This window comes from Mucilaginibacter sp. Mucisp86 (assembly GCF_047324315.1).
Taxonomy (GTDB): domain Bacteria; phylum Bacteroidota; class Bacteroidia; order Sphingobacteriales; family Sphingobacteriaceae; genus Mucilaginibacter.
Window position 1 is genome coordinate 4,659,922 of the sequence record NZ_CP168503.1, and the last position, 13,290, is coordinate 4,673,211.

General features: G+C 42.3%; 9 protein-coding genes. 3 read left to right on the forward strand and 6 right to left on the reverse strand.

The genetic code is table 11. The features are described from left to right. Positions 1–73 precede the first annotated feature (73 nt). Positions 74–3,616 (forward strand): chromosome segregation protein SMC, encoded by a 3,543-nt coding sequence (gene smc / locus ACEN9X_RS19835; RefSeq protein ID WP_413666776.1) that lies wholly within the window; start codon positions 74–76, stop codon positions 3,614–3,616. 155 nt (positions 3,617–3,771) lie between these two features. Here smc and ACEN9X_RS19840 read toward each other — a convergent pair whose 3' ends face one another. The 4 genes from ACEN9X_RS19840 to ACEN9X_RS19855 are packed head-to-tail and all read right to left on the reverse strand — an operon-like array spanning position 3,772 to position 6,921. After that, the gene (locus ACEN9X_RS19840) at positions 3,772–5,298 is read right to left on the reverse strand and encodes a S41 family peptidase (RefSeq protein ID WP_413666777.1); all 1,527 of its coding nucleotides are present in this window, start codon (positions 5,296–5,298) and stop codon (positions 3,772–3,774) included. A gap of 54 nt (positions 5,299–5,352) precedes the next feature. Beyond that, a complete protein-coding gene (locus tag ACEN9X_RS19845) occupies positions 5,353–5,961 on the reverse strand; it encodes an HAD family hydrolase (RefSeq protein WP_413666778.1) in 609 nt (202 codons plus the stop codon). Beyond that, on the reverse strand, positions 5,961–6,260 hold the full coding sequence (locus ACEN9X_RS19850) for a hypothetical protein (RefSeq protein ID WP_413666779.1): 300 nt from the start codon (positions 6,258–6,260) through the stop codon (positions 5,961–5,963). The genes ACEN9X_RS19845 and ACEN9X_RS19850 overlap by 1 nt, the downstream gene beginning before the upstream one ends. Position 6,261: 1 nt before the next feature. After that, positions 6,262–6,921: an ABC transporter ATP-binding protein gene (locus ACEN9X_RS19855; RefSeq protein WP_413666780.1), complete on the reverse strand. Its 660-nt coding sequence runs from the start codon at positions 6,919–6,921 to the stop codon at positions 6,262–6,264. Between the two features lie 476 nt (positions 6,922–7,397). Here ACEN9X_RS19855 and sucC point away from each other — a divergent pair, with 476 nt between their 5' ends. Then, positions 7,398–8,591, forward strand: a complete 1,194-nt coding sequence (sucC, locus tag ACEN9X_RS19860; protein ID WP_413666781.1) for an ADP-forming succinate--CoA ligase subunit beta — start codon at positions 7,398–7,400, stop codon at positions 8,589–8,591. Between the two features lie 323 nt (positions 8,592–8,914). On the opposite strand, the gene ACEN9X_RS19865 is transcribed toward sucC, so the two are convergent. Then, positions 8,915–9,775: an RNA polymerase sigma factor RpoD/SigA gene (locus ACEN9X_RS19865; protein ID WP_090466905.1), complete on the reverse strand. Its 861-nt coding sequence runs from the start codon at positions 9,773–9,775 to the stop codon at positions 8,915–8,917. Positions 9,776–10,553: 778 nt separating this feature from the next. Here ACEN9X_RS19865 and ACEN9X_RS19870 point away from each other — a divergent pair. Further along, the gene (locus ACEN9X_RS19870; protein ID WP_413666782.1) at positions 10,554–10,754 is read left to right on the forward strand and encodes a helix-turn-helix domain-containing protein; all 201 of its coding nucleotides are present in this window, start codon (positions 10,554–10,556) and stop codon (positions 10,752–10,754) included. 212 nt (positions 10,755–10,966) lie between these two features. Here the strand turns inward: ACEN9X_RS19870 and ACEN9X_RS19875 are convergent, their stop codons facing one another. Next, positions 10,967–13,210: a sodium-translocating pyrophosphatase gene (locus tag ACEN9X_RS19875; RefSeq protein ID WP_413666783.1), complete on the reverse strand. Its 2,244-nt coding sequence runs from the start codon at positions 13,208–13,210 to the stop codon at positions 10,967–10,969. Positions 13,211–13,290: the final 80 nt, after the last annotated feature.

The window sequence follows — 13,290 nt, forward strand, 5'->3', positions numbered from 1 at the left end:
AATATACTTTCAAAACTCAATTATTTATAATTACTTTGGAGGTTTGGACTTCGCAAGGTACTTAATAAATTAAATGCAGCTTACCCGTTTAGAAATCAAGGGCTTCAAGAGTTTTGGCGATAAAATAACCATCAATTTTAATGAGGGTGTTACCGCTATTGTGGGGCCTAACGGTTGTGGTAAGTCGAACGTTGTGGATAGTATCCGTTGGGTTTTGGGTGAGCAAAGCACCCGGGCGCTCCGTTCGGAGAAGATGGATAACGTTATTTTTAACGGTACCAAAAGCCGTAAGTCGGCCAACCTTGCCGAGGTTTCCCTCACTTTTGATAATACAAAAAATATCCTGCCTACCGATTATTCGCAGGTAACACTTACCCGTAAACTTTACCGTACCGGCGAAAGCGAATACCGCTTAAACGATGTGCAGTGCCGTTTAAAGGATATTACCGATCTTTTCCTGGATACAGGTATCGGTTCCGATTCTTACTCTATCATTGAGTTAAGGATGATCGATGAGATCATCACCAATAAGGAAGGCTCACGCCGAAACCTGTTCGAGGAAGCATCGGGGATCTCCAAATACAAGCTCCGCAAAAAGCAAACCTTCAGTAAACTGAAAGAAACCGAGGCCGACCTGGCCCGTGTGGATGACTTGCTTTTTGAGATCGAAAAGAACCTCAAATCACTGGAAAACCAGGCGAAGAAAACAGAACGGTATTATCGCCTAAAGGAGCAATATAAAACGCTGAGCATTATGCTGGCTTCGTTCAGGATAGTGGCATTTAGCGAATCGTTAAAAAAGATAGAGGAGCAGGAGCTGGAGCACAAAGCCGAGAAAGGCGATATCATAGCCCAGATAGATACTTTGGAAGCTACATTGCAGCAACAGAAGCTGGATAGTATCACCAAAGAAAAAAACTTGTCGGTTCAGCAAAAAACAACCAACGAGTTTGTTTCCAGGATCCGCGCTTACGAAAGCGAAAAGAAGATTAAGAATGAGCAGTTGAAGTTTCAGCAGGATAAAGAATCGCGGCTAACAGATGAGTTAGAGCGTGACAAGAACCAGCTGAACCACGTTTTATACAATATCAAACGCTTAAACGAGGAAAAGGCCACTGAGGATGAAACTTTACAAGCCATTCAAAGTAAACTATCCGATTTAAAGGAGGCCGTTGATGAACTACGTGCACAGCAAACCGAAGCGCGTAATGAGCTCAACGAACTCAATAATATCAATACCCGCCTGCAAAACCAGGCTTATAAAGCGGAAAAAGACCTGGATATATTACAGATCCAGCAGCAGGCTTTAGAGCAGGAAAGCCAGCGCAATATGGAAGATACCACCAACAAAGAGGTGGAACTTTCACACTTTAACCAGGTGGTTGCCGAGTTGCAATACCGCAAAGAAACGCTTGATGATGAATTTCAGCAGGCTGTTGAGTTTGAAAATAAATTAAAAGAGCAGATTGCCGAAACCGACGTTGAGTTGAATTCGGTTAAGGATACCATTATAAAAGAAAGCCGCCGTCTGGATGCCAAGCAAAACGAATATAACCTTACCAAAAGTATGGTTGATAGTTTGGAGGGCTTCCCTGAGTCTATCAGGTTCCTGAAAAAGAATACCGATTGGGCTAAAAACGCACCCCTGTTTAGCGATGTGCTTTTTTGTAAAGAGGAATTTCGTGTAGCCATCGAAAACTACCTCGAGCCGCTCATGAACTACTACGTGGTTGAAAGCTATGACGACGCGGTAAAGGCTATCAATTTGCTCAGCAATTCGGCTAAGGGGCGTGCAAACTTCTTTGTACTGAATAATTATGCCGATGAAGCTGCAGCACAGGTGAATTTTGAAAAAAGCGACGCTATACCTGCGCTTGGCGTTATTGAGGTTGAAAAACGTTACCTGCCGCTTTGTAACTATCTGCTTAAAGGTGTTTACCTGGTTGATGATGACAAAGAAGGCCAGATCAACAGCGAGGCTTTACCTCAAGGTGTGGTGCTGATTGGTAAAAGTGGTAAGTTCAATAAATCAAAACATACCATGGCCGGTGGTTCAGTCGGTTTGTTTGAGGGTAAAAGGATCGGTCGTGCCAAAAACCTGGAGAACCTTGCTAAAGAGATTCGTGGAATTGAGAACCAGGTAGGAGCGTTCAGAACAAAGTCTGAAGAGCTGCAGAATAAGCTTGGCGCGCTACGCGGTTCGACCAAGGCTGCTGAGATCAATGAGCAGCAAATGATCATTAACAGGTTAAATACGGAGCTGATCACCGTGAAAACCCGCCAGGAGCAATACCAAACCTTTATTGAAAACAGTCTTAACCGTAAGGAAGATATCGCCCGCAAAATTGCTGGCATAAAAGATGAAATGGCCGCCCTGCAACCGCAACTGGCCGAACTTAAAACGCAGCGCCAGATCCAGAGCGATTTATTGGCCGATAAGCAGATGGCTTTTAACGAGCTTAACGAATACGTGTCGGTTCAATCGAACGCCTATAACCAGGAAAATATCCGTTTCCACCAGCAGCAAAACAAGGTGTCGGGGTTAATGAAAGACCTCGATTACCGCGATAGTCAGCAGGAAAACCTTGATACGCGTATCCGTCAAAATACAGTTGAGCTCGAAAAGGTAAAGGTTGCCATACAGGAAAACCTGAAGCTGGCCGATAACTCGGACGACAATTTGTTGGAGATGTACGAGCAGAAGGAAAATCTGGAAAAGGCCACCCAACAAGCCGAGCAGGAATACTATCAATGGCGCGGACTGATCACCGAAAATGAGAACCAGATAAGCTCATTGAGGCGGAAAAAGGAAAACAGTGAAGTTATTGAAAACGAGCTGCGCGATGAACGCAATAATTTAAAAATAGACCTGAACGCGCTGAAAGAACGTCTTTCGGTTGAGTTTAATATAGATATTGAAGATCTGCCCGAAAGCGAAGTGCCAGAAGGTGAAAATGAGCAGGACCTGCGCGAAAAAGCCGAAAAGCTGAAAAAACAACTGGATGATTTTGGGGCTATAAACCCGATGGCAGTAGAGGCTTATAACGAGATGAATGAGCGTTATACCTTTATCCAGGCGCAAAAGAAGGACTTGAGCGAAGCCAAAGCATCATTACTGGCTACTATCCAGGAAATTGATGATACCGCCAAAGATAAGTTCATGACCGCCTTTATGATGGTGCGTGAAAACTTCATCAAGGTGTTCCGCTCGTTGTTTAATGAGGAAGATTCATGCGATCTTATCCTGACCGATCCCGATCATCCTCTCGAATCGGATATTGATATTATCGCCAAGCCAAAAGGTAAACGTCCGCTGTCAATTAATCAGCTATCGGGAGGGGAAAAAACGTTGACCGCAACGGCTATCCTGTTTTCGTTATACCTGCTTAAGCCGGCGCCGTTCTGTATTTTTGATGAGGTTGATGCACCGCTTGATGATACCAATATTGATAAGTTCAATAACATTATCCGTACTTTCTCCAAAGAGTCGCAATTTATCATCGTATCCCACAACAAACGCACTATCGCCAGTACCGACGTTATTTATGGTGTAACCATGGTTGAGCAGGGAATCTCCCGCGTAGTACCTGTTGATTTAAGGGAATTGGCTGATTAAGGAAGCTTAAAGCAGAATGCGGAAAGCTTAAAGTATATAATAAATAAACAAAAGCGTCATTACGAGGTACGAAGCAATCCCAAACTATACAGGGCAGACCTGCTAATTGGCGATTGCTTCGTACCTCGCAATGACGCTTTAAATAGATTTATCCTTTACTTCTTCTTTTTAAATACCGAGGGCGTTTTAAGCATCAGGCCTTTTACCTTACTGCGGCTAAACTTCTGCTCCATCGCGCGTTTCTGATCGGCCGAAAGCACGTTTTTTGATGAGGCGGCCAAACTTTGTGTTGTTACTGAACCGGTTTTATACTTGCCGGTTGAGATATAACTTAGAGCTTGCGATAATAACCCTTCTGTAGGGTCGCCGAAATCTTTGGTTAGGTCATCGGCAGCGCTGATACCTTTATAAGGATCCTTTCCTGGTGTCATACCGGTATAGTAGTCGCCATTGTTTGCCGAGTTCCTGGTAGAGAACATTGGCATATACAGCTGATATTTATTGATATCAATGCCATAAAATCCAACCGGTTTACCGTAGGTAGTTGAGCCTATTAGTTGAACTTCCAGTTCAGGAATAAGGTTATTAATAGTTAATTCACTTGCCGAGGCCGTACCGCTACCAACTATAAAGAATATACGGCTTAAGTTAAGTGAACCCTGCTTTTGAAAATTAACGGTTTGGTTACTCACCGAGAAAAAACCTTTAGGGATGTCATAAAGATTTTTAAACAGGGTATAGTTGTCGTTAGTAAGCTTATCGTTAAAATAGGCTGTATACATTTTAGTGCCGTTTTTGGCTGAAGGCACTAAAAGGTTATCAAAATATTCGGCAGTTTCAACCGAGCCGCCGCCGTTATACCTTAAATCAATGATAAGGTCTGAAATACCGGTGAAGCTGTTTAATGCTTCCAGTATTTTAGGTTTCGCATTGGCTAAATCGGTGAATGAATTGAAAACCATATAACCTGCTGTTTTGCCCGAACCTGCATCCAATGTTTTATAGGTGATAACCGGATTGATGGTGTAATTGGCAGTGCTCATAGTTACATCAAGCGTGGTATTATCAGGCCTGGTTAGCGTCATGGTTATAGTTTTGCTGTAAGCATAGGCCTGTATTACAAACTGTGTGGTTGTGCCGCCGTCATCATAAGCAAGGTCGGTACGGCCATTGATCTTGGTGATCTGGTAGCCTCGTTTAATACCCTGCTGGTCGGCAGGTGAGCCTGGGTATACATATTTGATCCGCAAATCTGTGCGGGTAGGGTAGAACACCGAAAAACCGAAGTCGCCGCCATTACCGCTCAATTCGTTTGATACCGATCCGTCATCAATAAAGGAATATTTGGCTGTGCCGGTATTATCGTAATATTCGTATGGCTGAGAAGTTGCCGGATTTATGGCATATTGCGACAAATGGTCAACCTCACTGCTTAAGCCTGTAATGGTATCGCTGCTGACATAATTACGCGGTTGAAAGTTTTTGTAAGTGGGGAGTTGGTTGTACCATAAATAGGTCTCCAGAGGGTAGAGATAAACGGAGTCCCTTATACGGTCAAGCGCAGTACCGGTGCTTGGCGGACCGGTAGTTCCATCGTCGCCATTATTCAGCGGTTTGTTTTTTTTGCAGGCAGATAATGATGCGATTGAAATAAGGGTTAAAAAGTAAAGTATTTTTCTCATAAGCTTGAGTTTAAGTATTTAAACGCCTTGTTAGTAAGTATGTTATAGATAATACTATAAAAAATCTTCAACACTGATATAGTCAATGCCGCTGGCTTCGGCACAAAGCTTATCCGTTTCCGAATTTTCAATCATTATTATCTCTTTACGCTGAAGGCCATGCTCCTGAATAAGCAGGTTAATTACATCAGGCTCGGGTTTTGGCGTGGTTTCTTCTGTGAAATAGCAACGGAGATATTTTTCCAGTCCGTGCCACTCTGTTTGCTTTATTTTATTTACTTGTTCCTGTACGTTACCGTTGGTTACAATGAACAGTGCTTTGCGGTCGACCACAATTTCCTGCATCAGGGTAAGGATATTTTGATATAAAAGCAGCTTGAGCGGCAGCTTGGCAGTTAAAAGCAGGTTTTCGAACTTATCACGGTATTGCTCAGCCACCGGGAATTCTGCAGCTAAACGGTCAAAAGCGGCATCCTTCCCTTCAGCTATATACGTATCAGTTAATACTTTGGTTGCGGACTTCGCGTCAATCAGCTCAATATATTCAAGCATGTTTGCAAACAGGTAATAAGCTTGAAAGTAGTAATCCTTTGCAGGATAAAGCACATCATCTAACTCAAAAATAAAAGCCGTTTTACGTTTATCGATATCCTTATAGTCCATTAAGCAATTACGTGTAGTTTTATATCATATTCATTAAAAAGGGTTTCGGCTTTTAATAAAAGCGCGGCTTCATCGGGTCTTAATAAATAAACCGAATCAATACTCTTATCTAGGCAAAGCGTTAACATTTCATGTGTATAACTTGCCGAAGCTGGTTTAGGCAACAAAATCATTTTGCCTGTTTTTAACATGAAATCGGGCAAATCCATATGATCACCTAAAATAATATTTTTTCCTTCCAGTTTGTTTTTAAGCTGGTAGGCTTGTGCCGATGTGGCGGCTGTAATTAAAATGCTCATGTTAATGGGCGTTAACAATTAAACCATCCTTCATTGTAACTGTACGATCAGACAGGTTTGCAAGATCTTCATTATGAGTAACAATTACAAAGGTTTGCCTGAAATCATTCTTCAGCTTAATAAATAATTCATGAAGTTCGAGCGCGTTCACCGAATCGAGGTTGCCCGAAGGCTCATCTGCAAAAATAAGAGCAGGGTTATTGATCAGCGCCCGTGCCACAGCAACCCTTTGCTGTTCACCACCTGATAGCTGGTTGGGTTTGTGGTGTAACCGGTCTTTCAATCCTAAAAGGTCGAGCAACTCTGCGGCCCTTTTTTCAGCATCAGACTTTGATTTGCCTGCTATAAAAGCCGGGATACAAACGTTTTCAAGTGCACTAAATTCGGCCAATAAATGATGAAACTGGAATATAAAACCAATTTGCCGGTTCCGGAAATCGCTTAGCTGTTTATTATTTAACTTGTTTAGCTCAATATCATTGATGGTTAAAGTGCCTGAATCGGGCCTGTCAAGGGTACCCAATATGTTAAGTAAGGAACTTTTGCCGGCACCGGAAGCGCCAACGATGGTTACGATCTCGCCCTTTTGCACCTCAAGGTCAACGCCTTTTAATATTTGTAACTGTCCGTATGATTTATGGATAGATTTGGCTTTAAGCATTTGACAAAGTTAACGGATTAGCTGATTTATTTGTTTGGGTTGGATGTATTTGTTGTTTCCCATAAGGGGAACTAATAAGCAATGGTTTTACGGGTTTGTGCGGGGGCTGCGTTAGGGATAGGAGCGGAAAGCCCGGAGCGAGCGATGACGCTGTGCGTTGGCAAGGCGAGGACTTGCAGCGCATAGCCCGGGCCGGAGGCAACGCCATTATTGATGTCGGATTTTGGATGTTCGATTTCAGATTTTTGAATTATATAGATTAAGGAACTTATAGAATATAAAAGCAACATCCAATAATTGTTATTTTATTGATTTTTTTCTTTGCGCCTTTGCATGCTAAAAAACTAAAGCGGAATTAAATGATTAAATGTTATTGTAAATACAATGTTATTTACCCTAAATAAGGGCAAATAAACTGAAACAAGGTGTTTACCGTTTCAAACAAAATTGTAGCTTTACCGCAAATTCTTCAAAACATGAATATTCACGAATATCAGGGTAAAGCTATATTAAAAAGCTATGGCGTTAGAGTTCAGGAAGGCATTGTAGCCGATACTGTTGAGCAGGCTGTTGAGGCTGCCCAAAAAATGAAAGAAGACTTCGGTTCGGACTGGGTTGTGATTAAAGCACAGATCCATGCCGGTGGCCGTGGTAAAGGCGGTGGTGTTAAACTTGCCAAAAATATCGACCAGGTAAAAGAATTATCAGGTAATATTTTAGGTATGCAACTGGTAACTCCGCAAACCGGTCCTGAAGGTAAAAAAGTTAAGAAAGTTTTAGTTGCACAGGATGTTTATTATCCGGGCGAAAGCGCTACTAAAGAGTTTTACATGAGCGTATTACTTGACCGCGCACGTGGCCGCAACATTATCATGTACAGCACCGAAGGTGGTATGGACATTGAGGAAGTTGCACACTCAACTCCTGAGCTTATATTTAAAGAAGAGATTGATCCTAAAGTTGGTTTACAAGGTTTCCAGGCCCGTAAAATAGCTTTTAACCTTGGTCTTGAAGGCGAAGCGTTTAAAGACATGACCAAATTCATTGCTGCTTTATACAAAGCTTATGAAGGTACCGACTCGTCACAATTTGAAATTAACCCGGTTTTAAAAACCTCTGATAATAAAATTTTAGCAGTTGACGCTAAAGTAAATCTTGATGATAACGCTCTTTATCGCCATGCAGATTACGCTGCTATGCGTGATACCGATGAGGAAGATCCAACTGAGGTTGAAGCAAGCAAATCAAACCTTAACTATGTTAAGCTTGATGGTAACGTAGGTTGTATGGTTAATGGTGCCGGCTTAGCTATGGCTACCATGGATATCATTAAAATTGCCGGTGGCGAGCCTGCCAACTTCCTTGACGTAGGTGGTACTGCTAACGCACAAACTGTAAAAGCTGGTTTCAATATCATCCTGTCTGATCCTAACGTAAAAGCTATTCTGATCAACATCTTCGGTGGTATTGTACGTTGCGATCGTGTTGCACAGGGTGTAATTGATGCTTACAAAGAAATTGGTAACATTCCGGTTCCAATCATTGTTCGTTTGCAGGGCACAAACGCTGCAGAGGCAAAAGAACTGATCGATAACTCTGGTTTGAAAGTTTACTCGGCTATATTGCTGAAAGAGGCTGCTGACCGTGTTAAAGAAGTTTTAGCACTTTAGTTTGAGAGATTAGAGGTTGGTGATTAAAGATTAGTTGCCAGGCTTCTTTTAGATATGAAAGCGGTGAGTTTAGGCTCGCCGCTTTTTTTGTGTAATAAGGTAACGTATTTCCTCAACGATGTCATTTCGATTGAGTGGGTGAGAATAGAGCGTGGGCGCGAAAGAGAAATCTTATACGCCCTGCGAGTCCGATAAGCATGTTGGCTTAGCGGGGTGTATAAGATTTCTCCTCGTTCTTCATTCCAAATGACAATGAGCGCGGTATAAACAACAAAAAAGCCATCGAAAATCGATGGCCTTTTAAATATCTTATTGAAGTTTGATTAACCTAAGTATGATTTCAAAATTTTGCTCCTTGAGGTATGGCGCAGGCGCTGTAAAGCTTTATCCTTGATCTGGCGTACGCGTTCGCGGGTAAGGTTGAATTTTTCGCCTATTTCCTCCAATGAAAGCGGGTGATTGGTACCTAAACCGAAAAACAATACAATGATTTCGCGCTCACGCTCAGTAAGGGTTGAAAGCGAACGTTTGATCTCTTCAGATAACGACTCATTGATCAGGATCGAATCGGTGTTGGGTTCCTGGTTTTCCAGTACGTCAAGCAGCGTATTTTCTTCACCCTGTACAAATGGTGCATCCATTGATACATGACGGCCGGAGTTGCTTAGCGTGTCAGAAATCTTATCAACAGTGGTTTCTAATATATCGGCAAGTTCTTCGGGCGACGGTTCACGCTCGTATTCCTGCTCAAGCTTTGAAAAAGCCTTGCTGATTTTACTTAACGAACCTACCTGATTAAGCGGTAAACGCACAATACGTGATTGCTCGGCAATAGCCTGCAATATCGATTGGCGGATCCACCATACGGCATATGATATGAATTTGAAGCCTTTGGTTTCATCAAAACGTTTGGCTGCTTTAATCAGGCCAAGGTTGCCCTCGTTAATTAAATCGCCAAGTGTAAGGCCCTGGTTTTGGTATTGTTTAGCAACAGATACAACAAAGCGAAGGTTCGTTTTGGTTAAACGCTCCAATGCCGCCTGGTCGCCCTCGCGGATTTTTTGAGCTAAAATTACTTCTTCTTCGGCGGTTATTAGGTCTACCTTACCAATCTCGTGAAGATATTTATCAAGCGATTGCGACTCGCGATTGGTAATGGATTGCGTTATTTTGAGTTGTCTCATCTATTTAATAAACCTGTCTATTCCTTATATCCTGAATAGAACGTGCAAAGCTAATATTTTGTTTCTAAAATAAAACATATAAATCAGAAATAGCAATACCAGTGTCAAATTTTATATTTTATTTTTTAGATTGATGAATTGCGATGAAAACTTATTGTGGAACGATGATTTTATTTTGTTATTTAATAAATATTGTTTTCATTTGAAATACATTAATATCATAATGTAATGAAAAAGGTACGCATCCTGCAAATACTCGTTTATACAGTGTTTGGTTTGTTTATTTCTTAAAATATGGCTGCCAATGTTTGGCAGGGATATAAGAATGGGTATAATGGCAAAATTAAAGCGACCGATGGCAATAAAAGGTACTGGCCAACATTACTGCAGGTCACTATTAACTGAAGTTTTATTGCGCAGAAAAGCAATGGCGAGGTGAAGGTGGGAGCGGAGTATACTTTTAGGAATATAATCATAAAAGCTGATATTGTAGTTAATAATGATAATATATCTGCTTCTTGGTCACTAAATGCAGTTGAAATTGGGCCGATGCTTATTATAATCATAATAACAATAAGGATCGCCTGTCTTATTAATAAGATTATTATAAATATTGTTAAAGGCCATTGTTTTAGTTGCTATGTATTAAGGTCATCAAAAGCAATAGGATGATGTATTGCTATTGCATTGATGAATTAAATAGGGTAGTCAAATATCCTATATGTGCAAATGCCTAAAAATGCGCTGAAACCATCAACAAGTTTTAACTATTTAGATTATGCCGATAATTATCAATCTGGATGTAATGATGGCAAAGCGAAAGATGTCATTAAATGAGCTGAGCGGCAGGGTAGGCATCACCGTATCAAATCTTTCCATCCTGAAAACGGGAAAGGCGAAAGCCATCCGCTTTGAAACCCTTGAAGCAATATGTAAGGCGCTTGAATGCAAGCCGGGTGATATTTTGGAATACAGGTGAAAGGTGAAAGGTGAAAGGTGAAAGGTGAAAGGTGAAAGGGCATTATGTTAAGTAGAATAAGGAAAACTTACGAAGTTTTTAAAACTTCATAAGTTTAGATAAGAGTTATAAGCAGGTGGCTGTCTCAAATCTCACGTCTCAAATCTCATATCTAAATAACAACAAAAAAGCCGCCCTCAACAGGCGGCCCTCTCCATTAAATATAAAAACTATTAAACACTTTTCTCTGCTTTAACAACCACATGCGCGCTGATGGGTTGCTTATTCATTTCTTTTTGAATTTTGGCGCTGGTTGCAGCCGGATGGCCGTTCAGATGCGGCGCAATAACTAATGATACTATCGACATTAATTTAATGAGGATGTTCATAGACGGGCCTGAAGTATCTTTAAACGGATCGCCTACGGTATCACCGGTGACAGATGCCTTGTGCGGCTCGGATTTTTTGTAGAAAATTTCCCCGTTGATATCGCAGCCTTTTTCAAATGATTTTTTGGCATTGTCCCATGCGCCACCGGCGTTGCTCTGGAAAATGCCCATCAATACGCCCGATACGGTAACCCCTGCCAGTAGTCCACCCAATACTTCGGGGCCAAAGGCAAAACCGATAATAATAGGGGTGATCAGTGCTATTAACCCAGGGGCAACCATTTCGCGGATGGAGGCTTTGGTTGAGATAGCCACACATTTTTCGTATTCGGGTTTACCCTCATAGGTCATGATGCCCGGAATTTCACGGAACTGGCGACGTACTTCTTCAACCATGGCCATTGCGGCACGACCTACCGCCGAGATACACAAGGCCGAGAAAATGAAAGGGATCATCCCGCCAACAAACAGGCCGGCCAATACATTAGCTTTATAAATATCAATATGCTCAATGCCCGCTACGCCCACAAAAGCAGCAAATAACGCCAATGAGGTTAACGCTGCCGAAGCAATAGCGAAGCCTTTGCCTGTAGCAGCCGTAGTGTTACCAACAGCATCCAGGTTATCGGTACGGTGACGAACTTCTTCGGGTAGGCGGCTCATTTCGGCAATACCACCGGCATTGTCAGCAATTGGTCCGAAAGCATCGATAGCCAACTGCATTGCCGTTGTAGCCATCATACCGGCAGCAGCAATAGCTACACCATATAATCCGGCAAAATAATAGGAACCATAAATGCCCGATGCTAAAACAAGGATAGGTAGCACGGTTGATTCCATACCTACCGATAAGCCGCCGATAATATTAGTAGCATGACCGGTTGACGATTGCCTGATAATACTCAGTACCGGGCGTTTGCCCATGGCCGTATAATATTCGGTAATAATTGACATTAATGTACCAACTACAAGACCAACCACTATTGATCCGAAAACGCCGTTTTTGGTGAAAGGAATTATCCCTTCTTTTACAACACCGTTAACTTCATCACGTACCATGTGAAATTCGCCCGATGGCAGCATCCATTGTACAACAAAATAGGTAGCTATAGCCGTTAATACAATTGACGCCCAGTTGCCAATATTCAGGGCATTTTGTACGCTATCGGTTTCATTTTTAATTTTTACAAGTGATGCGCCAACAATAGAAAATATTAATCCTAAACCAGCAATCACCATCGGTAACAACACCGGGGCAATACCGCCAAAATTATCATGCGATACAATTTCGCGGCCGAGTACCATGGTTGCCAGCATTGTGGCAACATATGAGCCAAAAAGGTCGGCGCCCATACCTGCAACGTCACCTACGTTATCACCTACGTTATCGGCAATGGTAGCGGGGTTACGTACGTCATCCTCCGGAATGCCCGCTTCAACTTTGCCTACAAGGTCGGCACCTACGTCGGCCGCTTTGGTGTAGATCCCACCGCCAACACGTGCAAACAGTGCTATTGATTCAGCGCCTAACGAAAAGCCCGCCAAAACATCAAGTGCTTTTGCCATAGCCTCGCCGTTAACGCTACTGCCTGCTACCTTAACTACATAAAACTGGTAAAAAACTATAAAAAGCGATCCTAAACCAATGATGGCCAAACCGGCAACACCCAAGCCCATTACTGTTCCGCCTGTAAATGAAACTTTTAATGCTTGTGCCAGGCTGGTACGTGCGGCCTGTGTAGTGCGTACGTTAGCTTTGGTAGCAATGCGCATACCCAGGTACCCTGCAAAAGCCGATAGAAACGCTCCTATCAAAAATGATATGGCAATAACCCAACTTGAAGTGGCAACCGTGGTGCCCGACCAGGCCAGCAAAATACCTGCAACGGCAACAAAACCGCCAAGTACTTTCCATTCGGCACGTAAAAAGGCCATTGCGCCGTCGGCTATGTAACCGGCCAGTGTGGCCATGTCGCCGTCACCGGCGTTTTGTTTGGTAACCCAGGCCGCTTTAACGGCCATAACAAGGATGCCGATCAGCCCTAAAACAGGAATTAAATAAATTAAATAATTGTTCAGAAAATCCATATCACAAATTTGGTTTAGTAAGTAGGCACTGTGTTGGTTTTTATACAGTGTGTAAATAATAATTGGTATTGCAAAATAGT